Source organism: Paenibacillus sp. FSL H7-0357 (assembly GCF_000758525.1).
GTDB lineage: Bacteria > Bacillota > Bacilli > Paenibacillales > Paenibacillaceae > Paenibacillus_AQ.
Genome location: NZ_CP009241.1, coordinates 7100188 through 7124467 on the forward strand (window position 1 = coordinate 7100188; position 24280 = coordinate 7124467).

The window sequence follows — 24280 nt, forward strand, 5'->3', positions numbered from 1 at the left end:
GCTACTTGGTCCTCCCTTGTGATTGCTCCGGCAAAACAGCCAGTAATAAATACATTTCTATCCGCGGGTGTCAAAAAGGCCCGGCCGTGCTGCGCTGTTGCCCTTGTCGGATGGATGATGATAGGTAAAGTCCTGGTTCGGTCTTCCGACAAGCAAATCCAGGGAATAATCTATAAAGGTAAGCGACTGCTCAATCAGCTTCTGGTTTAGCTCATTGGCTTTCTTCAAGCGACGCACTGTGTCTGAAAGCTTCTGCTGAATTTGCAGCAGCCGTAATTTGTCTTCAGGGTCAAATACAAGCCGGGACAGCTCTGTCAGATTCAGATTCAGGTTGGAGCGTATGCCCACATGCTGCAAAAAGGCATACGCAGCCTCCGTGCGCTGCTCTTCAAGCTGTCCAATCAGCTTCATTAATTTGGACTCACGGTTCATGATGTCAATAAGACCATCCACCTTGTTGTCCATAATCGTCTGTTTCTTGACAGCGGCCAGATCCAGCATCTGAAGATGCGCTTCGTCCAGCCGCTCAAGCAATTCAAGCAATTTCGTCAATGCCATGGATGGGTTCACCTAATTCTCGGAGGATTGCTTAAAATAAGGGGCGAGTTTCTCTGCGAGTTTGGCTGCGTCTACTTCATAGGTACCTGCGGAGACCTGTTGCTTCAAGCTGTCAATCTTAAGTGCGCGTTCTGCATCAACCTTGCCGCTGTTCTGGGCTTGCAAGAGCTTAATAGCTTCGTCGGAAATAGAAACCTCATCTTTACGCGTACTCTTCTTCATTTGTTCCTGCCTTTGCGATTCCGCACTGCGTTGATACGGATTAATCGCATTAATTCGTCCGGTCTCGTTAATTTTCATAACTTCCACCTTCCTTTTGATATAAAAAAGCCGATAATCTTTACTAAGTTTATCGGCCTACGTTGAAACATTCTTTATAGCTGCAAACGTTTTTTTACAGAATTTATATACCGCGGAGCTTATCGACTGCCCGGTATGCACCCTCAGATGACTTCTTAAGAGGTTCCGCAGCAGCACTTTCTTTAGCAGCATTTGCAAGATCTTTCGTCAGACGGGAGCGGCAGCTGTCGCACATATGCCCTTCACGGATCAAGGTTCCACACACCTCGCACGGCAGCATCATATTAGGCGCATTTGCTATGGAAATTCGGCCTTCGCGAATAAAACGGGTGATTTCCTTGATCGGAATCTCCGTAGCATCGGACAGCTCCTGAATATTGGTGCCTCTGTTTTTGCGCAGATATTCTACGCAGATTTCATATTGATGTTCAAGCTCTTTGAGACAGGGCTGGCACAGGTCCATGATATTTTTGACATATAACCGGCCGCACTTTGGACAATTGTCTAAATTCATTTCGGCAGCGGCTCCCTTCTTACATTCTTTACAGTGAATTCACGTCTTATGCTCTAGATTACATGATAGCTGAAATTCCGTCTATGATTAGTATCGGCTAAAAAATCGCTTTAATTATATTATAATAGCAAAAAATATGCTAAACGGTCATATCAAAGGAGAAATCACATGATTCGTATTCTTGTCATTGAAGATGATCAGGAAATTTCCGGGCTGCTCGAACGATATTTTCATAAGGAAGGCATGGAATGCATGCGGATCGGGAACGGTTTTGAGGCAAAGGCAGCCTTTGAGAGCAACGGCCCTTTTCAGCTTGTATTGCTCGATCTGATGCTTCCAGGTATGGATGGACTGGAGGTGTTGAGAAGAATCCGTGCGGTCAGCTACGTGCCCGTGCTAATTATGACCGCCAAAGACGGGGAAACGGATAAAATCATCGGTCTCGGCAGTGGAGCTGATGACTATATCATTAAGCCTTTCAGTATCTTTGAATTAATAGCCCGTGCAAAGGCGCTTATCCGGCGGTATATTGATTTTTCAGCCGATCCCCTACTTGAACAAAGCAATCCATACATCTCCTGCGGCGATCTTTTAATTGATCCCGAGCAATGCTCAGTCCTGCAAAACGGTGTCTCCCTCGGTCTGACGGCCACGGAATTTCAAATCGTCTATTTGCTGGCCTCTCATCCCAAAAAAGTGTTCACCCGGGAAAATCTATATACCCGAATCTGGGGTGAAGATTATGCAGGTGCTGGTGCGGAAAACACCATTTCTGTACACATCCGCAGATTGCGCTCCAAAATTGAAGAGGACCCTTCCCTCCCCCGGCATATCATCACAGTCTGGGGAATGGGCTACAAATGGGGTGAAGTATGACGGTTCTTTTCCTTCTTATCAGCCTGATTCTTGCTGTCCTGTTGGCCATTGTCCTTGCCTTCCGCTTACTGCGGCTTCATCGTGAACTGAAACATGTCCGTGAGTTTCTTTTGAACAAGACTGCCTTCACAGAACCCGGACAGGCCCTGCCCAATGAGCGGGTTCGGATCTTTAGCGAAAATCCTATACTTCGCAAGTTAGCTTCCGGCATTAACAGTCTTCTGGACCGTCTGCAAAATGCTGAATCCCGTACAAGGCAAGCAGAGGACGCGCACAAACGGCTGGTATCGAATATCTCGCATGATTTACGCACCCCTTTGACCTCTGTGATGGGCTATTTGGAGGTACTGCAAACGGATGAGAATCTGAGCGGTGCGGAGCAGAAACAATTCATGAACATCGCTTATAAGAAATCCCGCTCGATGTATGAGCTGCTGGATCAGTTTTTTCAATTGGCGAAGATTGAAGCCGGGGATCTCCCCCTGCAAAACGTCCCCATAGACATGAACAGATTGGTCAAGGAAATGCTGGTCGGCCTCTATCCTTCTTTTCTCAGCCTGTCACTGGAGCCTGTTGTGGAGATTCCGCAAAAACGCTTGTATGCGCTTGGTGATAGCATGGCTGTGGAACGCATCGTAGGCAATTTGCTGTCCAACAGCTTGCGGCACGGGGCTTCCTCCGGAATAATCGGGGCGCGGCTCACCGAAACGGAGGATCACATTTCGCTTGAAATCTGGGATAACGGACCAGGAATTTCGCCAGGGAATTTGAAGCTTATTTTCGAAAGAATGTACACGCTTGAACCTGCCCGCACATCCGGCAGCAGCGGCAGCGGCTTGGGACTCACGATAGCCAGACAGCTGGCGCTCAAGCTGGGGGGAAGTCTCCATGCCGCTTCGATACCGGGGGAACGCACCTCTTTTATTTTGCAGCTGCCTAAGGCTTCCTCCTGCTGAATTGTGGAATATTAAAGAAAAAGTAAGAATTAAGTCATAGTTAAGTAAGGGTATTCCTCTAAGCTGAGTCCATACCTTTACTGAGGAGAGACAATCAATGATTCCTATTCTGCAAACCCGTGACTTAAACAAGCGCTACCGAAACTCGGCCGTAGTTGAAAATTTGAACCTGACCGTGCGCCAAGGTGATATTTATGGTCTTCTCGGCCAGAACGGAGCCGGCAAAACTACGACCCTGCGCATGATTTTGGGATTAATCCAGCCTACCTCCGGCAGCATCGAATGGCTTGGTAATCCGCTGCACAGAACGCTTTACAGCCGGATTGGCTCTATTATCGAAACTCCGGGATTCTATCCACATCTGACAGCCGCCGAGAATCTTGAAATTCACCGCCGGATGAGCGGCATTCCCGAGAGGGAATCCGTGATGGAGCATCTGAAGCTGGTCGGTCTGCAGCAGGCCGCACATAAAAAGGCAAAACAGCTCTCACTCGGCATGCGCCAACGCCTCGGCATTGCCCGTTCACTCATGCATCGTCCGGACATGCTCATCCTGGATGAGCCGATTAATGGGCTTGACCCCCTTGGCATTAAGGATACCCGCGAGCTTATTGTAGACCTGCAGAAGAAGCGGGAATTGACCGTGCTGATCTCTAGTCATATTTTGGGTGAAATCGAGCTTATGGCCAACCGGATCGGTATTATGCATAAAGGCAGACTCATTGAGCAGTTGGATTACGAAGAAATCCAGGGCAAAAACCGCCACTATCTTGAGCTTAAGGTAGACGATGATCAGCAGACGGCCGTGTTATTGGAGCAGCAGCTTGGAATTCACAAGTTCCAGGTGTGGGAAAAGGGAGTGCTCCGCTTGTACGAGGGCTTCGACAACAGCGGTGAAATCAACCGCCAGCTGGTGGTGCACGGGATTGAAGTGAAAGAACTGGCCATCCGCGCCGACTCACTCGAGGATTTCTTCATCCATGTCACCAGCCAAAAGGAGCTGAACTAAGATGCTGTACTGTGAATGGCTCAAGTTCCGAAAATCACCGCTTTTCTGGGCTCTCCCCGCAGTAAGCCTGTTTGGCCCATTGTTGTTTATGGTAATGCGCCTCGGAGAACCAATGTCCTGGGAAGGTTATCTCTCGAATGAAAAGCTGATGTATGCATTCATGACGGTAACCCTTTGGATTGCTCTACTAGCCAGTCAAATCATCTCCAAGGAATATACAGATTTTACGGCTTCTGTGTTATACACCTATCCACGCTCCAGAATGTCGATTATATTCACCAAACTAATCATAGCTTTCCTGATTTTATTGGCCAGCACGTTTATTGAATTTATAGGGATGTATATTACCATTTGGATTTTTAAAGGAGAGCCGTTGCCTACAGAACTGCTGACCGATCAATTAGCACGCGCAGGGCTGTTCCTGCTGGGTCAGCTTGCGGTTCTGCCGCTCTTTGCTCTATTTAGCCAGATCAGCCGTTCACTGCTTGTACCCGTGCTGGTGGCAGTGGCCGCTACGATTACTAATCTGAGTCTTGGACTCAGCGGCAGCAAATATTTTTGGTATTCGCCTTTTTCCGTGGTGGCTGCTCCCTATGTATCCGGTATTGGAAACATCGAGACCGGAAAGATCGTAATGCTGATTGTAATTGTGTTCCCGGTCTCGCTGGCTGCGCTGCTCATGCATACCTTCAAAATGGAAGTAAAATGACCGTTCTAAGATCTGGCCCAGGTCAAGCTGTATATTTCCGCAGTGCAGCCCAAACTCGCGCTTAGCCGGATTATCGTTTCCGCGCACGCACGGATAGTGCTTCCTGTGGTATAGATATCATCAACAATGATAATCTGCAAAGGCCGGTCCTGCGGATTCAATGATTCCAACAGATCTTCAAAACTTGATAGAACTTTAGAATCTCGGCTAGCGGCAAAAGCGTGCTTCATATCTGCCAGCCGCTCGGCCCGGGTCTTAAAGCTCTGTTTGCCGGTATGATGGGTACGGATCAGCATCGGGAGCTGTGGTATCCCTCTGCGCCGGGATAGAATCTCCGCCAGCCGTTCGGCCTGGTTGAACCCTCTCTCCACGAGCCGGGAGTCACTGACAGGAACAGGAATCAGCAAGTCGGCCTGCCAAAAACGATTCCGCTCGTTTTTTCTGGCAGGAAGTGTGGTGTTTGAGAATCTGCTCTGCACCGGACGGCTGCTGTGCATTAGCTGCTCCCGTTCTTCCTTCAGAATGGAATATGCCCTGTCCAGCATCAGGCCAAGCATTGAAACCAGCTTCTCATCGCCGCGATATTTGTACCGTCCCAGAATCTCACGCATCACACTCGTATAAGCAACCGCACTGCGGTTACACACAATTGGACCTGGCTCGCTGCTCCGGGTACAATCGGGACAGCCGACATGGCGTCCGCATTTACTGCAGCGCGGACAGCGAATCCAGGGAATAGCCGCTTCACAGCCCGCACAGATTCCAGGCAGTTCTGTTGCGGGCTGGCTGTGTTTCCCGCAGATCAGGCACTGCTGCAGGGAAGGGGCAAATAAGGATCGAATATTTGCCAGCCTCAAGAGTGAGAATTTCATATCCATTTCTCCTTGCTTATCAACCCTTGCCTGCGGGCAATGGCATTCATTGTCCGAATCTGCGAAATGGCTCCGCGCTGTGACCTTGTCCACTGCGGAGATAAGAAGATCACCGATCCATCTGGATCGTCCTTTGATCTCCCGGCCCGGCCTGCCATCTGGACAAGTGAGGCCTCATCGAACAGACCACTGTCAGCATCCAGAATAAATACATCGCTTCGCGGGACTGTTACTCCCCGTTCAAGAATCGTAGTTGTCACCAGCAGGGAGATTGCCCGGCTGCGGAATCCCGCCACCTTCTCTGCTCTTTCCGGATCCTGGGATGAGGTACCTTCAATGGTTTTGCCCGGAAAACTCCGGCGCAGAAGCGACAGCAGTCCGGCAATATGGGAAATCCGCGACACAAACACAAATATCTGCGCTTCCCGGACAAAAGAGCTGCCCAGTGCCTTCTTAAGCTTCCCAGGCAGAGTTCTGCGCTTCAAGCATTGCTGTACCGGCGCCATGGTCAGATGCTGCGGTACGGGCAAGGGATGGCCATGAAAACGCACAGGCACTCTGGCATGCGGAAGTCTGCCGTTACGTGCTTGGCGCTGCAGCTCCGGTGGCGGCGTCGCCGACAAATAGATAAAACGGCCGTCCGGCTTGCACGCATGCTCGGCAGCAAAGGCCAGCATTGGATCATTGACGTAGGGGAATGCATCCAGCTCGTCAATTATGACCAGATCAAAGCTCTGATGAAAACGCAGCAGCTGATGGGTGGTCGCCAGCACCATCTGGCTCTGGCCCCAGCGGTCCGGACTGCCGCCGTATAGCACGAAGAGCGTCCTGTCCGGGAACGCCCGGCCCAGCCGGGGAGCCAGCTCCAGTACGACGTCGCGGCGTGGCGTCGCTATCAGCATGCGTCCCCCGGCAAGCAGCACCGCCTCCAGAAGCGGGAAAGTGATCTCCGTCTTTCCCGCTCCTGTAACCGCCCAGAGCAGGAACCGCTCTGGGCCCTGGACGGCGGAGCGCTGGCGCGGCTCTGCCAGGAACCCCAGTGCAGCGCCGGCGGCTCCCGCCTGCGCGCTGCTCAACCCCCACCGGCGCGCTGCTACGGTGGGACTGACACCGGCCGTACACCGTACGGCCGGAAGGGCCGCGCTGCGCAGCAGCAGCGCGCAGGCCCGGCTGCGCCCGAGCGCGAGGCAGGCCTCGCAGTAGGCGCAGCCGGCGAGGCCGCACGCGGCGCATGCCGTGCGGCCGGTGGCGACGCTGCCGCAGCGCAGGCAGCGCATGTCCGCGCGGCGGGCGACAGCGCCGCGCAGGGGCAAGCGGAGCCGCGGCAGGCGAAGCGCCGCAGTACGCAGGAGGCTGCCTGCGCTGGGCAGCCGCGCACGGACATCCCTGCCTTTGCTCTCACTCAATTCTTCCGCCCCAACTTCCCTGCTCGTCCTCTCATTCCATGCATCAACGCCTACTCTCCTGCTCTCCCTCCCACTCCACGCATCATCTACCGTATCCCTAGCTCTACACTCACTCCATTTATCGCCCGCCACTTCCCTGCTTCCCCGCTCTCTCCTTGCCTCACCTGCAGCCTTCTGTAAGCTCTCAGTCTGCTTAGCTCTCTTTCCTACCCCCGAGCTCCATCGCCGCAGTTTCCCCTGGCTCTCTTCAGCCCTGCTGCAAGCGGCCTCAAGCTTCAGCCGCCCCTGCAAATGTGCGAGCTGCGCTGCAGCTTGCCAATTGTTTGCCAGTAGCGGATCTTTCTCCTCCAGCAGTGCTTCAACTTCAGACTGCAGCAAAGACCGGCCGGACAGTGCCTCCACTAAGCGATCCGCCTGCGCGCTGAGTGCAAAATGCTCAGTCCGCTCCTTAAAACTGGCGGTTGGATGAACCTGGGTACTGTTCTTCCATTCGCCCCCCGCTTCCCGCTCCTCATTAATCTCAGCCTGCAATAGATTAGCCAGGTAACCAGCCCAATGTTCTTCCGTCCATTCCTGCATGCCCTTCACAGGTTTGACATTGTCACGAAGTTTGACTGCCCAACCGAGCGGTAGATCCGCAGAAAGCAATACCCGTTTGTCCGCAGACTGTCCATTCCAGCCTTCACCTCCCACCCCGCTCCACCAGACATTGTCTACCTGGATATTTAGCGAAACCCACAGGTGCCAGCGTTCCTTATTCTTCACAGCATATAGGGCAACCCTCATCCGCAATCTCTCCTTAATTTATCCTGAGACACAAAAAAGCACACCACTCCATTCATGGAGAGTGTGCTTCACCCGATTCTTGCGTATTTAGTTCTCATTCGCCGCGCTCTGATTGATATCCCCCGCTTTCCGGCATCCGCATAAATGGCAGCGGAGCAGTTGTGCCGGGAAACCGCAAATCGACCAATATACCCTGCTGTAACGGGCTTTCTGCCTGTAAGCTACGATTGTGCATGAACCGGGAAACATCAATGGAGGAACCGCTGCAAGCCAATCTGGAGGCCACAGCTATCGTAGCATCACTTGAATCATCGTCCATTACTGTCACCCGAAATAACTTTCCGGTCAGAAAAGCATGAATACCGATTACCCGGATATACCACTCGACAACAGCTTCATGATTACGGGTAATGAGAATATAATGCAGCCGCTTCCCAGAACGTGCCGTCTGCCGGGTCAGTTCCCGGTTGCGCAAAATATGAACAAGGACAACTGCGGATCCGTATATAACCGCAATCCAGATTAACTGGGCTACCATGGAGATGCACCTCCTCTGTATACCGACACTATATGCCGGAGTTAAAAGGTCGGTGCCTGCCCATGGTTCCAACAAGACTGGGTATAGCCGGGTACATATTTACATCAGCGTTTTGCCAAATCGAATATAACTGTGCACTGAAACAATACGTTTGATTACAGCTGAATCGCTGCAGTCTGTTATGTAATGTTGTTCCGGATCATTGGGATTCTCCAAAACGTTCAGTTAAGGTTAAGCCTGTTATAGGGTTACCCAGCCGTATTTGATGGAATTAATGACTGCTTGAGTACGGTCGTCAACTTCCATTTTTTGCAAAATACTGCTAACATGGTTCTTAACAGTTTTCTCGCTGATAAAGAGGTATTCTCCGATCATCTTATTGCTCTTGCCTTCGGCCATCAGCCGCAGTACCTCTGCCTCGCGCCGGGTCAATGGATTGTTGTCGCCTGCAACGAATTTGACGCCTGCTTCCTTAACGGCTGTTTCGGTCATTGCTCCCGTCTCATTGAGATAGGTCATGCGCCGCAGCTGATTAATCAGCTTGCCCGTAACCTTGGGATGGATAAATGCATGGCCTTCACAGACGGAACGAATGGCGTTAATAAGCGACTCTGCCTCCATATCCTTCAGCAAATAGCCATTGGCGCCCTTGCGCAGTGTTTCAAATACATAGCTTTCATCATCATGAATCGACAAAATAATAACCTTGACTTCGGGGAACATTTCACGCAGCTTTTGAGTAGCCTCCACACCGTTCTCGATAGGCATATTGATATCCATAAGCACGATATCCGGTTTATTGACATTGCAAAACTCCAACACCTGGATGCCGTCACCGCATTCGCCAATGACTTCAATGTCATCCTCCATATTTAAAATACGTTTCAGCCCTTCACGAAACAATTGATGATCATCGGCCAAAAGAACCTTAATGGGCGATTTGCCAGAACTTTGGTTCTCCATCACATTACTCCTTTCCCTTATCCACATTCGTCGGAATGTGGATTACAATTGTTGTGCCCTGATTCTCTGCTGACAAAATTTCCATTCTTCCTTCAAGCAGTTCCACCCGCTCCCGCATGCCTACCAGTCCAAAGCTTTCACGGTTGCTCTGCTCGCTTACCTTCTTAACATTAAAGCCTAATCCATTATCCTTTACGACGATCTTAATCAGCTGCGCCTGATAAGTGATCTCTACTAGCACATAGCTGGGAAAGGCATGCTTGGCCGCATTGGACAAACCTTCCTGAACCAGGCGGTACACCGCCGCCTCCATGGCAGAAGACAGCCTGTGCTCCTTACCCCTCGTTTCAAAGGAGGTTCTGATCTTCGTCTTCTCCTCATAATCATGAACGTATTTACGGAGTGTCGGGATCAGCCCCAAATCATCGAGAGCCATCGGACGTAAATTAAAAATCACCTTGCGCATTTCTTCGAGGCTGTATCGAACCTGTCCCTTTAAGTCTATTACTTCGTCCTGCACCAGGGCAAATTCCTGCTTTACCAGCATTCTTTCTACAATTTCCGTCCTAAGGACTAAATTCGCCAGCATTTGAGCGGGACCGTCATGAATTTCCCGGGCAATTCTCTTCCGTTCCTCTTCTTGAGCCAGGATTATTTTTAGTCCGATCATCTGCCTGTTCTTCGCAGTTTCGACAATTCTAGTCACTTGTCCTAGTTCTCCGGACAAATATTCCAGGACAACGCTCATTTGCGAACCAATCGATTCGGCACGTTCCACTGAGTTCTCCACACTTCGAACCCGCTGTTGCAGTTCATCCCGTCTGCTCCGGAGATAGGTTTCCCTTTCCCTTGTCATCATGAGCTCAAGCTGAAGCTCTGTCGCCTTCTCATACGCAATCCGGATATCCTTCTCCGAGTAGCGGACAAAATCCCGGCTAACCTCAGTCAGCCGGATGCGGGAGCGGTGGTACTGCAGCTCCAGTTTGTCTACCTTTTGCAATGTTTCATCCGTTTCTTCCATAACGCGCTGCAGTTCTTTGGTGAGTGCAACAAGCTCATCCCGTGCAACCTGCAATATTTCAAATATCTGATACTTGCTGCTCTCCATCACGTCGATGGTATTCTTAATGACGCGATCTATCGCATCGGCCTGAAATTCCACGGATGCTTGCCCCATTTCTATCGAATCGTATTAAAGGCTTTCCTTTATACTAACATATCACGATTCGATAGTTACGGTCTTCGTGTTCTGTTCCCATTTTACGGTCAAACCTAGCTGTTCTGAGACCAATCTTAGAGGTACTAAAGTCCTGCCCTGTAGGATCAAAGGGGCTACTTCAGCACTCTGCCGTTTCCCGTTCAACACATATTCCTTGCTATTCACAGTAAGTTCCATAACTTTTGCACCGCGCAAAATCAAGATCTTCTTGGTGCTTGAATTCCAACCTGCACTGCCGCCAAACGCGTCCATCACATATTTAATCGGCACATAAGTACTCTCACCTTTAACAACCGGAGCTACGTCAATGGGTTTATCCGCTCCGTTCAGTGCCATGGATTTGGAACCAATCTTCATTACAGCAGTTCCCTTCGGAAGTCCGGCTTCACTAGAAAGCGACGGCATCACAAAGGAAAGATTGTCAAAAGCAACGGTGCCGGTTTTGGCCCGCTCGTCTTGTCCTTCCTCTACATTCACCACATACAATCTCTTTAAGGAAGCAGGGTATTTAATTCCGGAGCCTGACAAATCAATATTCAAGCTTTTCCAGCCGTTCCAGTCGATAACTTTGGCCAAATCAATATAAGCTGTAGTTCCGCTGCTGTCCACTACTTCCGCCCGCAGCCAATTCAAACTCATATCGCCCATGACATCAATCGACATTGAGGTCGCTGCTGCCGGGATGCTTTTACCGCTCGTACCATTGAATTGGGCGTAGGCATACATTTTGCCACTGCCGGCCGTCATGTCATAGCTGAGCGACAGCACCTTGGAGCCTGCCCGTTCAGCACTGCCGGCCGTAACCCCCGCAGTTCCTGTTACAGTGTTGACATTGGAAGTAAAGGCAATCGGATAAGTTACATTCTCAAAGTCTTCCCAGGTAGAAGCAGCCGCTGCCGACAATACAACTGCAGTGCTGAAGCCGTCATAACGGGCTATCGCATATCCGGTAGTCACACCAGGATTGACAGAATCAACTGTGAGCTTGCCATCCTGCACACTGCCCTTAAAACCAACGAACTCCCATTTGAGTGCTGAATTCGGCACTGAAATTGTTGCTCCGCTCTTGGCAGCCGCCGTCACAGGCACGGATACCGATGCGCCGGCCGTCAGAGGGGCTGTAGCCGTCCCGACAGACAGACCGTTCAGATCCTCACCACCCAGAACAGTGACCTTAGTAGACGCGCTGGCCGTACCGCTGGTCGCTGTCAAGGTGACTGTCCCCGGTTTCACTCCGGTCACTTCCCCCGTACTTACACTTGCACTGCCATTGCTTGCTACCCAAGCCGGGTTTGCTGCAGCTACATCGATTGGATTATAGTACGTATCATAGCCTTTTAAAGAATAGCTTTCCTTTTGTCCGATCAGAAGCACCGGGCTGCCGCTGATTTTAATCCCTTTTACTTCGCCTTTTGGAGCAGAGGTAAATACGCCAAGCCCGTTGACAATGCTACGCTGCTCTTTGCCATACTCTGTATTAAACGTTAGCGTGGTGGAGGTTTCAGCCAAAGGCCGGTCTACCATCGTTGTGGAGCCGCCTCCGTCCAGATTGAGCCCCTTCCAGACACCGATATTCGTCATGAAGGATTGCAGCTCTGTCAGCGACATTCCGGCACTGTTGTCATTTTTCTCGGCTGCGATTACATAGGCATATCGTCCATCCTGTGAATACCCCAGCGCTGTGCGGGCACGGTAACCGCCAAGACTACTGGTTGAGCGCGAGAAGGTCGCGGCTTTACCGCCATTGACCAGTATCGTATGTCCACCTATCATCATCTGCAGATTGGCGGGATCAAGCTCCTGCTGCGTTGTTTTGGAGCGTAGCGTATAGTCTGTGACCAGTTTTTGTCCTACAGCCAGGTGACCCGTAACAAACTGGGAAGCAAGTCCATGTGTCCGCAGAATATAGGCACCTTTAGGAACCGCTATTGCCAGAGCTTTACCGGCTTCTGAAATTTGGGTAATAGTACCATTTTCAACCAGAACCTCTGTGGGGCTGGCTGAGCTGTTCTTCGGCCGCTCCCGCGCAGTCCAGACATCCGTATAAATATAGGCAGCATTAGCATGGCTGTATGTAGAACTGCCGCCTTCAGGTGTATAGGCCCCTTTGTTGATGCCGGATAACGGGAATTGCGAACCATCCTCCGCCGTCACCAGCCCTTCAAACGTAAATTCGTCAATCACAGGCTTGCGGTCCTTGGTAACAGCAAAGGCGTACATTCCATTAATCAGCGACGGCGTTGAAACAACAACTCCGCCCGTTACCTGTCCACCAATAGGAGCGCCTTCACCACTTGTATTGAAATAGTCTCCATTAACTGCAGCCACTGCGCCGGTTTCTGCAGCCATCCCCCCTGTGCTTTGGCGCGTAGTCAGGTTGCCGCCTTTGCCGGTCATCACATCTAGAGATACGTAGGGGTTAGTCAGATCTACACGTACTACATCTGCGAGTCCTGTCGCATTTTTGCCAGAGCGGGTGGTGACAAATTTATATTTCATCATCACTGCACCTGAAGTGATTACTTCCTCACCCAGTTTGGTTACTTTGAAGGAGGCTGCTGCCTGAGCCACCGATGCGGTTCCTGGCCCGAAATGAGGCAACCCTTCACTGCCGATTACCGGCATGATCCACAGCACTCCTGCCAATGAAGCGGCGATCCATCTTTTAGCTGGCGACATTTTCATTCCCCTTAAATCTGCTCTGCTATTCTTGTCCTTGAATACTTCATTCATTTCAGTGTAACTCTCCCATCTCATTGTTAAAAATTTAAACTTCCCCATAGGTTCACATCTATTTTCAAAAATCTATAAACCGTTTTCTATGTTCCCGTTATACCTTTAATAGACTGAATTTATGGGGAAAAGTTGCGAATATTGCTAGATTCATGAATTTAAACTGACAAAAAGCGCCCGGCGCAAAACCGGACGCTTGAGAGCGGACCTACAACTATTGTCGGTAGAAATGGCACACTCGGGTACTCATGGGCTTGCAAGTGGAAACGGCTTCGCCGTCCTCAAAAGGACTGGTATCCGCTTCAGCGAGAAATAGAAGGATAATTTTTAGCGTGAAGCCTATAAATTCTTATATTTTACAAAAAACCAGCCTTTGTGAGCATCCGTTGCAGCATTACTGCCGCTTGAGAGCGGGTGGCATTGCCTTGAGGCTGAAACTGGGCGCCGGGCATACCCAGAATAATTCCTTCCTGCACAGCTTTGGCCACAAATTCGGCGCTTTGCCCCGAAACCTTGCTCTTATCTTTAAAGGCCGAAAGTACGGATGTGCTTGTGCCGTTAAGCGTAATCGGATTTTTGGTGTATTCCATAGCCCGAATCATCATTGTCGCCATATGCTCACGGGTAATATTGGCATTTGGACGGAACGTGCCATCCGTATTACCGGTAATAATTCCGGCCTTGGCCGCTGCTCCAATAGCATCTCCTATTTGGGTAGAAGCTTGAACATCACTGAAACGCTGTGCCGTCTCACGGTCACCAAGCAGTCCAAGTCCTCTGCTTAGCATCACCGCGAATTCGGCACGGGTAATCTTCTGCTCCGGCTTAAAGGTGCTGCCGTAACTGTTGTCTATAATATTTTTGGCTGCCAGCAACGCTACACTTGATTTGCTCCAGTGCTTACTCATGTCTGAAAAGCCCCGGGTAGACAGGAACGTTCCTACCACCTGATTGCCAACCACCTTCGACTGAATGAAGGTATAGCTTCCTGCCCCGCTGATTTTGCTAGGCAGATATGCTGCTTCAGAATAGACAAGGTCCAGTCTGGCTGCTAAAGTCTGGTCACTGACTAAAGAAGAAGTTGTACGGGCCGTATATTCCCCCGGAACACTTAGAACCGTACTATTGGAATAATTGCCGCTGACCGCAGCGGTCAAACGGATATCCACAAGGCTGGTTACACTCTGCAGTCCCTGAGCTTTAAGCGTTGCCTCAACTGGCCCAAATGTGCCGAAAGGTACCTTTTCAAGTCTTAGCATCAGCGAGATATTGCTGCTGTCTGTAGTTAACTTGGATGCAAGGCCGGTCATATCTATGTCATTTAGTGCAAGATTGTACAGGCTGTCACCATAACGTATAGCAAAGGCTGCCTTACTGTCGCGTTTTACTGCTTCCAGCAGGGGCTTAAGCGGTACAACTACATAGGCCCCCAATTCCGTGGAGGGTACTTCGAATGCCAGAGACGGACTGCCCGTTTTATTGAGATAATCATAGCTGGCAGTTAATCGGTCAGACGTAAGGGTATATCTTTTTACCGACTGGTTATATAAGGAACGGTCTTCCGCAGATGCTGCGGAGTCCCCTTTCAATAGCGGATACTCTTTGCCAAATTCACTTGCTGCCAGAGTTCCCAGATACGAAGGACGCCCGGTTGTGGATGTGCCTACACCGGTGAGATTCTGAACATAAAGTGAGCTGAATGAGGCAAGCGCACTGCCGTTCAGATCCAGAATATTACCGGAACCGGACATATAGGATAAATTGACGGCTTGTCCGGGTTTGACTACCGTGGACAACAGCAGCTTCAATGTACTTCCCGATACAGTATACGATTGTACACCCACACTGCTTCCATCTGCTCTCACGCCAAATTGGTTGGTGTACAAGCTTGAGGACGCCTGCATATTTTTGCTGAAGTTTACAATAAGCTCATCACCGGAGATGGTCGCTGAATTAATAAACGGCACTGTTGTTGTACCGTTACTGTTACTGCTGGTGCCTGAAACCGACACTGGCTGCAGGTTAATGTAAGCGGCCCGGTTGCCGTTCAAGTCACTGATACCAGCTGTCCCTGGTACATAAGAGATCGTAGTGGAGTTATTCGTGTTCAAAGCGCTCGCTAGCGTCAAGGTTACCAGATTTCCGCTTACGTCTACGTTTGTCACATAATTAGGTGTATTCCCCACAAGTACGGAGAATTGGCTGTTCATCGGCAAATTAGCCGTTGACAATCCTTCATTATAAGTTAGTACAATCTTGTTTCCCGAGCCTGCAGCGCTTTGATAGACAGGTGCAGTTGAATCACTGGTATTACGGATATAAAAATCGCTGAAATTCGCTATATTCTGGCTATATTGATCTTGGATAGGATAGGATCCGGCATAGTAGGCTATGCGAATCGTCTGTCCATTCGCTGCATCATTACTTAGCCCCAGAATCACCGTGGAGCCACTGGAAGTGGAGGAAACCACTCCAAGTGAAACATTATCTGCATAAACAGAAAACTGGCTGAAGGCATTAGTGGAAATCGCTTTAAGCGTATCATTGAAATTCAGCGTCAGTGTCTTGCCTGACAAAATTCCATCCTTAGGTGCAGGAAGCGCCGTTTGGACTGTATTCGTTACCTGTCGTAGTGAGAACGTAGATGCTGCGTTGCCGGCGGCATCCTGAATCGTTCTAAGACCACCCGTATAGGCTATCTTGACAAATTGGCCTACTGCCACACCCGTACTAAGGGTCACATACACGCTGTCCCCTTGGATATATACACTCTCTACTGCCCTTCTCTCATCGTTGACCGTTACATTAAAGCTGGAAGACAGCAGAGCACCTGCCGAACGAATTGCTTCATCATACTTTAGGCGGATTGTGCGGTTACTTTCAAGCTGTGTAGACACCAGAACCGGTGCCCTCTTATCTAATGCCACCGTTCGGAAACTCCAGGAGTTTTTTCCGCTGAGTCCCTCATATGAATTCGGATTATTTTTTTCAACAAAAGCACCTGGAGGAATATCAACGTAATAAATCGTATCGTTTTCGAGGGCATTTGAAGGCACGATTACGAATTCACTGTCGTTATTTCCGTTAATTACTTTTGATCCCATCTTAGTTCCATTGCTCTTATAGAGGCTCACAGGATTCGTCTCAATATACTTACTTGGACGGTTGAAGGTAATCTTAATGGGCTGATCAAGCGCCGCAGATTCACTGCGGTCTGCCGGGCTGAGCGAGTCTATAGCGTAACCTGTTTGTGAGGTGGTTGTAAAACTCCATACAAACGGTGTTCCTGAGGCAGGAAAAGCATTGCCATCTTGGTCATTAAACGCGCCTGCAGGAATAGTGACTGTGTAAATAGTATTATTCATCAGCGGACTCGTCACCGATGTCGATGCTACCGTTATGGTTCTGGTCCCACCACCGGTAACAGCCGAGGAGTTCACATCAAAGTATCTTGTATCCGCTGCATTAGTGGAAGATAATTTGATCACTCCATTAACCGGCGTCATCGGCTGGTCAAAGTTCAGCTGAATGTTGCCGGCTGGGGATACGGCAGTAGCACCACTGGCTGGGGATACATTTACCGCAGCGCCTGTTCCCTTTGTGGAAAAACTCCAGATGTTCCCACTGGATATTCCAGCGAAGGTTTTATTCTCATCATCCTTAAAGGCATAAGGATCGATTAGAACATAATAACTTTTTCCTGCCGTAAGTCTACTAGCAAGATTCAATCTCACTATCGTGGAAGAGTCATCGCTTTGCAAATTGACTGAATAATCTCCATCATTGACCTTGAATTCCTGAACAACTGAATTGTCTGCCGAGGAAATGAGTTTAATGGATCCACCGCTCTTTTGCAGCTTCTTGTTCAGCTTAAAGCTAAGCTGAGTCAGTATTGTGGAATCTACCCGTGAATAGTTCGCCGGATTGAATTCGCTTGCCCCAATATTCAGGTTCATTTCAGGTGATGTGGTAAATGTCCATGAAGCAGCCGCTGAGTCAGCACCCGCCCCGTCCTTAAACAGTCCTCTGGGAACAGTGACGGTATAGGTTTTGTTCTTCTCCAACTGCTTGCCTAATTTAACTTCGTATTCCGTAGAATTGCTGATTAGCCCAGAACTGCCGATAGGCACCGTCACATATGGCGTGCCTGAGTCTCGCGTAGTAAGGGTGATATCTCCACTCTGCGGATACACCTGACGATCGAATTTCAGCTTAATGGAGGACGATACATTTACATTGACCTCACCTGCTGTTGGCGAAGTTGCCACGCTGAATTCGCTTGCAGCATAAACTGCTGAATTCCCGGGACCAATTGACGAATACCCTGCACTGAGCAGCAGATCCCCTGCCAGAATGAGTGCTGCTAATATTGAAATTTTCCTTTTCATGCGGTGATAGACTCCTCTCAAGCCATACTTTCGTCTTTACATATATTCTTATATTTCGGCTAAACGGCTTCCAAAGTTTAGAAGAGTTCCTCTATAAGATAAGTTCACTTATATATAGTTTCAGCATACGCATACAAAAAAGCCCGTAAAAGCAGCTCTTCCTTGAACCGAAGAATTGCCTTTACGGGCCTGATTCTAAAGCTATAATTTATATCCCAGCCTGATCTTTAAGCATTTCTGCCTTGTCCACACGTTCCCAAGGAAGATCAATATCCGTACGTCCAAAATGACCGTAAGCTGCAGTTTGTCTATAAATCGGCTTGCGCAAATCCAGCATGGAAATGATTCCGGCTGGCCGCAAATCGAAGTTGCTGCTGATTAACTGAGCCATTTTTTCCTCACTGATTTTACCTGTTCCGTATGTATCTACATTAATCGAGACAGGATTAGCAACGCCAATGGCATAGGCCAGTTGAATCTCGCATTTGTCGGCAAGACCAGCGGCCACCAAATTCTTGGCGACATAACGGGCGGCGTAAGCTGCGGAACGGTCGACCTTAGTCGGATCCTTCCCTGAGAATGCCCCTCCACCATGACGGGCATATCCGCCATAAGTATCGACAATAATCTTGCGCCCAGTCAAGCCTGCATCACCTTGCGGACCGCCAATAACGAAACGGCCTGTCGGATTAATGAAATATTTAGTATTCTCATCTAGCAATTCGGTAGGAACAACCGGCAATATAACATGCTCTTTAATATCAGCCTGAATTTGCTCAAGCGAAATTTCTTCGGCATGCTGTGTGGATACCACTACAGTATCTACACGTACCGGTTTTTCGCCATCATATTCAATGGTCACCTGAGTCTTGCCATCAGGACGCAAATATTCCAAAGTGCCATTCTTACGGACTTCAGACAGGCGCCGGGCAATACGGTGGGATAAAGCAATGGGCAACGGCATCAGTTCAGGCGTTTCATTCGTAGCAAACCCGAACATTAACCCCTGATCACCGGCACCAATGTTGGCGGTTTCTTCAGCAACCTGTGCAGGGTCGCGGTTCTCCAGCGCTGCATTTACACCTTGGGCAATATCTGCAGACTGCTCATTCAACGAGCTGAGAACGGCACAAGTATTATAATCAAAGCCATATTTCGCCCGTGTATAGCCAATTTCCTTAATCGTATTACGTACAATGGCCGGTATATCTACATACTCCGACTTTGTACTAATTTCGCCAATGACGAGCACAAGACCCGTTGCTACCGCTACCTCACAGGCGACACGTGCATTTGGATCATTAGCCAGAAAAGCATCCAGTACCGCATCAGAGATCTGATCACAGATCTTATCCGGATGTCCCTCCGTTACGGACTCGGAAGTGAATAAATGACGTCCTTTAATCGACATGTACAATAACCTCCCATATGGATAGTCTGACACTGTATAAGGGGGCTCCTTAACAAATAACAGGCCACATTAAATAAGTATAGTATAAATATCGGAATACCGCATAACTTAAAAAAATGAACCTTTTCCGCATGGAAAAGGTTTATGGCTTTCCTCAAAAGTCATATTATCTTATTTGCCGGATGGTGTCAATTATAGCCAGTGTTACCCGTCATAGCGCAAGGCACTAGCTTATTTAATAAAACAGTAATTCCCCGCAAGCAAACCCTAGAGTGGTTCGGGTATTAAGTAAACAAAGATTGCTCAGCTTGTTTGACCAGTCTCTTTGTAATTTCTCCACCTACAGATCCGTTGTCTCTGGATGTAAGATGTCCGAGGTACTGACTTCGCCCGATTCCACCTGTTCGACCCAAAGCCCCCAGTTCAGAAGCAAACTCTGTATCAGCCCCGCCACCGTAAGAAGCTCCGTATAGTCCGAATTCAGCAGCGATCTCGTATTGCATCTGTTTAAGCATTGCCCGGCTCTCCGGTACAACTGTGCGATTAGTACGTGCCATGTTACAGCACCTCCTGAATTTTTTTAAGATTACAGGAAGTATTGTGTGCTCTTTACCAGGGCCTCAATCGCCTCAATGTTTGTCAACAGTGGTAAACTGTGCCGAAGTATGATGAAACCGAGATTAGGACATCCTATTTATACTCGAGCCTACTTCAATGTATAGGCTCCGCGCACCATAACAACCAGGCCACCGGTCTGACCCTCTTGCACCACTATGCCCCGTCCGGCACGAGGGAAAGATAACAGATGATTGGATGGTACTGCAGTACCGTTAACCAGATCTGCTCCATCCGTTAAATCAGCAACACCATTGCTGTCCTGAGAATAAATAGCCGCCTTTCCGGCGCGAACGATAAATTCGGCACCCGCTCCGGCAATCAGAGTCTGACCTGCTTTCACATCAACGATCTCAACTTCCTCGCCTTTATTTTGGCTAGGTGTTGCTGTAGGCGTAGGTGTTGCTGCAGGAGTTGGTGTCGCTGCTGGAGCCTGTGTAGCGATAGTTCCGCCCTGAATCGCTTTTTGGATCTGTTGATCTACATAGCTTTTGGTAACTACTGGATCTTCGGACGTTCCTGGCTGGTTGCCCACACTCGCACCGTCAGCTTGACCAAAAAAGAGGGATCCACCCCACAGACTGCCTGTAATAAGCACAGCTGCTGTGATTATTTTGTAAGTTGGTTTCATACTAACCTCCAATGTACTGGGATTGTAAGTGCTATAACATAAAAAATCTAAAAAAAAAGAATAGCCTCCGAAGAGGCTATTCTGTGCTTCGGTAATCGGAGATTACTTAGCGGTTACTGTCTTATCACCAACGATAGTGTTACCTGCTTTATCTTTAGCAGTTGCACCATCGATAATTTTAACAGTAATACTGTTTACGTTGTTAGCATTGAGGTCAGAATATCCTGCAAGTCTAACATAGTATTTACCTGCATCGTTACCAACACCAGCAGTGAAACCACCAGTAATTGGTGTTGCAGTCGAGCTGTTGTTCACAATAACTACGAAGTCGCTAGCCTTAAGAGTAGCAGGATCGATCGGCTCGGAGAATGTCAATTGCAGAAGTGAAGTATCTCCTGTAGAAACAGCTGCTGAATCCAAAGTTGGTTTAACACCGTCTTTCAATTCTGGTTTAATGGTAGCGCCGTAAGTACCATTTCCTGCAGTATCAGTAATACCGGATGCAATGAATTCAATTGCTTCAGTTTTGCTGATTGCTGATTTAGGAACGCGTACTTCAACTACTGCTTCTGTAGGAGCTGTTGAAGTTCCAGAAGATCTCAATAGCTGAGCGTAAGAATTTGTAGGAAGTGCTTTGCTGCCCAAAGTATAACTGTTAACATCACGCAGGGATACCACATTCAGACCAACGTTGTCTTTAACTGTTACGGTGAAGACAACTTCAGTATCAGCTCCCTCAGAGTAAGTGATGCTTGTAACTACAGGTCTTTCAGTGTCAGTTGTAGTCGCAGCTGCTGCACTAACATTAACAGTAGTGCCAACTGATTTGTTCTTAGCAAGTGCCAAATCTGTTACTAGACCAGCAGGAAGACGCAGAGTATAAGTTCCGCTAAGACCCTTCACATTTGGATATGTGAGCTTAGTACCGTCAACAATCTTAGCACCACTGAAATCAACACCAGTTACTACTAGACCAGTAGAGTCGCTAATCAATGTTGGTGTTCCACCTACCAGCGTAACATCTTCAGAGAATGGTACAACCAGACCTTTATCAGTGCTGAATGATGCATTAGAAGCTACAGGAGCCGTAGTATCTTTCACAAGTGTGATCGGTTGAGTCACTGGTGTACCAAGCGTGTTGCCCAATGTGTCTTTAACAGTTGCTCCAAAAACAAGTGATCCAGTGTAAGAACCGGAATCTGGCAGTTTGAATCCAGCAGGAACTTTAAACTTAATAGTGTCGCTGTCAGCAGTTGCTTCTACACTAAGGGTTCCTTGGGACTCTCCATAAGTATTCAAGAATTTAACGTTACCAATCAAGGATTGATAGTTAACTTTCTTGTTGAACTTGACAGTGATAATGCTATCACCTGTTGCAGTAACAGAAGTAATTGCAGGAGCAGCAGTATCAGAAGTTACAGCTACGCTTGTTTTGATCGGGTTAGGACTTATCAGGTTGCCAGCAAAGTCACTAACATTCAACAGGGATACATCATAAGTTGTACCTGTCTTCAATGTACCTGCAGTCAAGACGAAGGTGTCATAAGTTTCACGAGTTACTGAAGCGGAAACACCGTTTACGCTAGCAATAATTCCAGCCGGTTTAACTGGCTCACTGAACTTCACAAGCACTTTATTAGTAGTATCCTTAGCTACAGCAGTTACGCTTGCAACTGTTGGAGCTACTGTATCAGCAGCAGTCAACATCTGGCTGTACTGAGCAAGAGCTGTTCCAGTAGTCGTCTTAACTGCATCTGTTACAACAACAGTATATTGGCCTTTAAGGAATTCAAGACCTGGGAAAGTAACAATTGCTTCAGTTCCAGCAGCGTTAACGCTCACTTCAGAACCATCTACAGTAATAGCAGGTTGGTTATTCAAAGGAATTACTCTGATAACACCGGATTTAAGCTTATCGCTAGAAGCTACTGTAGAAGTATCAATTGCACGGTTGAATGTCACTTGCAATTGCTTAGCGTTAGGAGCCGTTACAGAAACAACCTTAGGAGCTGCAAGAGTAACCTTCACGCTGTAGTCAACGTTGTTGTGTTTGAAAGGAACTGTAGTTTCAACGCCTTCTACCAAAGCGGTAGTCAGGGTTACAGTTGTTGTAGATTTATCAGAGAAAGTCACCAATACGCTAGTTGGGTTCAAAGCTTCACCCGAAACTACTGTAGGAGCTTTCGAGTAGTTAGCAGCAGCATAAGCCGCTTCTACTACCAAAGAGCGGGTAGCGTTGGATTTGAAATCAACACCCTTTGCAACTAGACCAGCGTCAACAACTGCTTGTGCGTAACCTTTAGCCCATACAGCGGCGTTGTTGTCAGTTGTAGTAGGGGTTTCAAGTTTCAAAGCACGGTGCAGTACAGCTGCGATTTCTTGAACTGTAACTTTACCGCCGTAGTTAAAGATACCTTTTACAGTGTCAGTTCCTTTCATGTATCCAGCTGCAGTTACAGCTTCAATGTAAGGAGTTGCCCACATAGTTTTAGTGTAACCTTTGTCTTTGTAAGACAATGTTGTAGGAGTTACTTCTGGAAGATCAAACAATTTAGTGATGATCTTCGCGAATTCAGCGCGGTTCAGATCTTTTTCAAGATGAGATTGACCGTCTGGGTACCCTTCAAGAATACCTTTCGCTGCCAAAGCATCAAATTTCGCTTGTGGAGTTGTTGCAGTTTCACCAAATGCTACAGAGGCAAACATCGAGAATGCCATTGCTGTAGATAATGCTACGGATAAAATTTTCTTCATAACCTTTTTTTCTCCTCCTTGGACGTTCATGAACTGAGATTTTTCTTTAGTTGGGTAGCTCATGTCACTCATTAGCCGATGCACCCCCTTTCCCGAGTTGAGCATATTAAGTATAAATAATGTCTGTGACGGGTATCACAGAAACTTGTAAACCGCTTTAAGGCATGACAATACTAGATTCCTAATTCTACCTAAGTATTATACAATGTGCCTCAAGTCACGTAAAGCTAATTTTTCCAATCACTGCGCCTTCATTAATTTGGATCATCCCAAATGTCTGGTGCAAATGACTCTACACTTTAAACGCAGAAGTTCCGGAAAAGTTGCGCCTTACTCAAAAAAAGTTTTTTTGGCATCCCGATGCCGCTCCAATAGAAGAGCATATGTAGTTCTACTAACTATTGCTAATCATGGGTGACTACGGGAAACAGTATAGCACACGAACTTTCGAAACGTCATTAAACAATATTTGTTAAGTTAATAAACATAATCACCTTTTTTCAAACCCAGAAATTTCTTTATCAGCCAAAACAAAAAAGCGCCGTAACCGGCGCTTTCACTTTATAGCATATAACTAACGGATCTTCATCGATAGCTGAATCAATTCCTGCCGCTTCTCAGGGCTTGAATTGACATTCTCGTACATTGTGTCAATCGCTACGCGGTTCTCCCGATAGCTCTTCTCATGCTTAATTGTAGTATGAGACCATTCAATTAATGCATTCTCCGCAATAACAAGATCATTGTATGCATCATGGAATCCTGTAGCTTGTACAAGTTCCTCCATTAGATCCTGTGAAATTTCCTGTAACGCTCTTTTTGCTGTGATTTCCTTTTCCAGGATTTTCGCTCTATTCTCAAACATATTCTTTGCTTTCATATAATCCAATTGTGCTTTTGCTAAAATCGGTTTCATGGATGGCTTTCACCTTTCAGAAAATATTATTTTCAATATTATTGTAACGTAAATGGGAGCAGATTACAAAGATATCTAAATGGAAATGCAACCTGCATGAAGTCACAGCTTCTCCGAAGAGCTATA

The 24280-nt window shown here is 48.1% G+C and carries 19 protein-coding genes; 4 read left to right on the plus strand and 15 right to left on the minus strand.

From position 1 onward, the window contains the following. Window positions 1-57 precede the first annotated feature (57 nt). The 3 genes from H70357_RS31400 to H70357_RS31410 form a co-directional block, all read right to left on the minus strand. Window positions 58-558: a flagellar protein FlgN gene (locus H70357_RS31400; protein ID WP_038597334.1), complete on the minus strand. Its 501-nt coding sequence runs from the start codon at window positions 556-558 to the stop codon at window positions 58-60. Between the two features lie 12 nt (window positions 559-570). After that, window positions 571-858: a flagellar biosynthesis anti-sigma factor FlgM gene (gene flgM, locus H70357_RS31405; RefSeq protein ID WP_038597336.1), complete on the minus strand. Its 288-nt coding sequence runs from the start codon at window positions 856-858 to the stop codon at window positions 571-573. A gap of 103 nt (window positions 859-961) precedes the next feature. Beyond that, on the minus strand, window positions 962-1372 hold the full coding sequence (locus H70357_RS31410; RefSeq protein ID WP_038597338.1) for a TIGR03826 family flagellar region protein: 411 nt from the start codon (window positions 1370-1372) through the stop codon (window positions 962-964). 168 nt (window positions 1373-1540) lie between these two features. Here H70357_RS31410 and H70357_RS31415 point away from each other — a divergent pair, with 168 nt between their 5' ends. The 4 genes from H70357_RS31415 to H70357_RS31430 all read left to right on the plus strand — a co-directional run bounded on the left by H70357_RS31415 (window position 1541) and on the right by H70357_RS31430 (window position 4922). Continuing rightward, complete coding sequence (locus H70357_RS31415) at window positions 1541-2248, plus strand: response regulator transcription factor (protein WP_038597340.1); 708 nt, start codon at window positions 1541-1543, stop codon at window positions 2246-2248. Beyond that, window positions 2245-3204, plus strand: a complete 960-nt coding sequence (locus H70357_RS31420; protein ID WP_038597342.1) for a sensor histidine kinase — start codon at window positions 2245-2247, stop codon at window positions 3202-3204. The genes H70357_RS31415 and H70357_RS31420 overlap by 4 nt, the downstream gene beginning before the upstream one ends. 97 nt (window positions 3205-3301) lie before the next feature. Beyond that, window positions 3302-4213, plus strand: coding sequence for an ABC transporter ATP-binding protein (locus tag H70357_RS31425; RefSeq protein ID WP_038597344.1), 912 nt, complete (start codon window positions 3302-3304; stop codon window positions 4211-4213). Window position 4214: 1 nt separating this feature from the next. Beyond that, complete coding sequence (locus H70357_RS31430; RefSeq protein ID WP_038597346.1) at window positions 4215-4922, plus strand: ABC transporter permease; 708 nt, start codon at window positions 4215-4217, stop codon at window positions 4920-4922. A gap of 5 nt (window positions 4923-4927) precedes the next feature. Here the strand turns inward: H70357_RS31430 and H70357_RS31435 are convergent, their stop codons facing one another. From H70357_RS31435 to H70357_RS31490, 12 genes are all read right to left on the minus strand, one after another. Further along, window positions 4928-5794: a ComFC family protein gene (locus H70357_RS31435; protein ID WP_052092352.1), complete on the minus strand. Its 867-nt coding sequence runs from the start codon at window positions 5792-5794 to the stop codon at window positions 4928-4930. Continuing rightward, window positions 5791-7986 (minus strand): ATP-dependent helicase ComFA, encoded by a 2196-nt coding sequence (locus H70357_RS31440; protein ID WP_038597348.1) that lies wholly within the window; start codon window positions 7984-7986, stop codon window positions 5791-5793. Before H70357_RS31440 ends, H70357_RS31435 begins: the two co-directional genes overlap by 4 nt. A gap of 94 nt (window positions 7987-8080) precedes the next feature. Further along, window positions 8081-8524 (minus strand): glycosyltransferase family A protein, encoded by a 444-nt coding sequence (locus tag H70357_RS31445; protein WP_052092353.1) that lies wholly within the window; start codon window positions 8522-8524, stop codon window positions 8081-8083. Between the two features lie 240 nt (window positions 8525-8764). Continuing rightward, window positions 8765-9487 (minus strand): response regulator, encoded by a 723-nt coding sequence (locus tag H70357_RS31450; protein ID WP_038597350.1) that lies wholly within the window; start codon window positions 9485-9487, stop codon window positions 8765-8767. A 4-nt stretch (window positions 9488-9491) separates the two neighbouring features. Further along, window positions 9492-10649: a sensor histidine kinase gene (locus H70357_RS31455; RefSeq protein ID WP_038600984.1), complete on the minus strand. Its 1158-nt coding sequence runs from the start codon at window positions 10647-10649 to the stop codon at window positions 9492-9494. 57 nt (window positions 10650-10706) lie between these two features. Beyond that, a complete protein-coding gene (locus H70357_RS31460; protein ID WP_081966018.1) occupies window positions 10707-13439 on the minus strand; it encodes a stalk domain-containing protein in 2733 nt (910 codons plus the stop codon). A gap of 356 nt (window positions 13440-13795) precedes the next feature. Beyond that, window positions 13796-17827: an Ig-like domain-containing protein gene (locus H70357_RS31465; protein ID WP_038597353.1), complete on the minus strand. Its 4032-nt coding sequence runs from the start codon at window positions 17825-17827 to the stop codon at window positions 13796-13798. Between the two features lie 208 nt (window positions 17828-18035). Beyond that, window positions 18036-19238, minus strand: a complete 1203-nt coding sequence (metK, locus tag H70357_RS31470; RefSeq protein ID WP_038597355.1) for a methionine adenosyltransferase — start codon at window positions 19236-19238, stop codon at window positions 18036-18038. Window positions 19239-19522: 284 nt separating this feature from the next. Next, the gene (locus tag H70357_RS31475) at window positions 19523-19795 is read right to left on the minus strand and encodes an alpha/beta-type small acid-soluble spore protein (protein ID WP_038597357.1); all 273 of its coding nucleotides are present in this window, start codon (window positions 19793-19795) and stop codon (window positions 19523-19525) included. A gap of 149 nt (window positions 19796-19944) precedes the next feature. Beyond that, the gene (locus H70357_RS31480) at window positions 19945-20484 is read right to left on the minus strand and encodes a hypothetical protein (protein ID WP_038597360.1); all 540 of its coding nucleotides are present in this window, start codon (window positions 20482-20484) and stop codon (window positions 19945-19947) included. Window positions 20485-20586: 102 nt separating this feature from the next. Then, a complete protein-coding gene (locus H70357_RS31485) occupies window positions 20587-23310 on the minus strand; it encodes a hypothetical protein (protein WP_038597362.1) in 2724 nt (907 codons plus the stop codon). A gap of 502 nt (window positions 23311-23812) precedes the next feature. Continuing rightward, window positions 23813-24154 carry a hypothetical protein gene (locus tag H70357_RS31490; protein WP_038597365.1) on the minus strand — a complete coding sequence of 114 codons (342 nt, stop codon included), beginning with the start codon at window positions 24152-24154 and terminating at the stop codon, window positions 23813-23815. Window positions 24155-24280 lie beyond the last annotated feature (126 nt).

Excerpts from the sequence above, each read along its gene's own strand:
- H70357_RS31400 (WP_038597334.1), bottom strand. The coding sequence starts at position 558 with ATGGCATTGACGAAATTGCTTGAATTGCTTGAGCGGCTGGACGAAGCG.
- flgM (WP_038597336.1), bottom strand. The coding sequence starts at position 858 with ATGAAAATTAACGAGACCGGACGAATTAATGCGATTAATCCGTATCAA.
- H70357_RS31410 (WP_038597338.1), bottom strand. The coding sequence starts at position 1,372 with ATGAATTTAGACAATTGTCCAAAGTGCGGCCGGTTATATGTCAAAAAT.
- H70357_RS31415 (WP_038597340.1), top strand. The coding sequence starts at position 1,541 with ATGATTCGTATTCTTGTCATTGAAGATGATCAGGAAATTTCCGGGCTG.
- H70357_RS31420 (WP_038597342.1), top strand. The coding sequence starts at position 2,245 with ATGACGGTTCTTTTCCTTCTTATCAGCCTGATTCTTGCTGTCCTGTTG.
- H70357_RS31425 (WP_038597344.1), top strand. The coding sequence starts at position 3,302 with ATGATTCCTATTCTGCAAACCCGTGACTTAAACAAGCGCTACCGAAAC.
- H70357_RS31430 (WP_038597346.1), top strand. The coding sequence starts at position 4,215 with ATGCTGTACTGTGAATGGCTCAAGTTCCGAAAATCACCGCTTTTCTGG.
- H70357_RS31435 (WP_052092352.1), bottom strand. The coding sequence starts at position 5,794 with ATGAAATTCTCACTCTTGAGGCTGGCAAATATTCGATCCTTATTTGCC.
- H70357_RS31440 (WP_038597348.1), bottom strand. The coding sequence starts at position 7,986 with ATGAGGGTTGCCCTATATGCTGTGAAGAATAAGGAACGCTGGCACCTG.
- H70357_RS31445 (WP_052092353.1), bottom strand. The coding sequence starts at position 8,524 with ATGGTAGCCCAGTTAATCTGGATTGCGGTTATATACGGATCCGCAGTT.
- H70357_RS31450 (WP_038597350.1), bottom strand. The coding sequence starts at position 9,487 with ATGGAGAACCAAAGTTCTGGCAAATCGCCCATTAAGGTTCTTTTGGCC.
- H70357_RS31460 (WP_081966018.1), bottom strand. The coding sequence starts at position 13,439 with ATGAATGAAGTATTCAAGGACAAGAATAGCAGAGCAGATTTAAGGGGA.
- H70357_RS31465 (WP_038597353.1), bottom strand. The coding sequence starts at position 17,827 with ATGAAAAGGAAAATTTCAATATTAGCAGCACTCATTCTGGCAGGGGAT.
- metK (WP_038597355.1), bottom strand. The coding sequence starts at position 19,238 with ATGTCGATTAAAGGACGTCATTTATTCACTTCCGAGTCCGTAACGGAG.
- H70357_RS31475 (WP_038597357.1), bottom strand. The coding sequence starts at position 19,795 with ATGGCACGTACTAATCGCACAGTTGTACCGGAGAGCCGGGCAATGCTT.
- H70357_RS31480 (WP_038597360.1), bottom strand. The coding sequence starts at position 20,484 with ATGAAACCAACTTACAAAATAATCACAGCAGCTGTGCTTATTACAGGC.
- H70357_RS31485 (WP_038597362.1), bottom strand. The coding sequence starts at position 23,310 with ATGAGTGACATGAGCTACCCAACTAAAGAAAAATCTCAGTTCATGAAC.
- H70357_RS31490 (WP_038597365.1), bottom strand. The coding sequence starts at position 24,154 with ATGAAACCGATTTTAGCAAAAGCACAATTGGATTATATGAAAGCAAAG.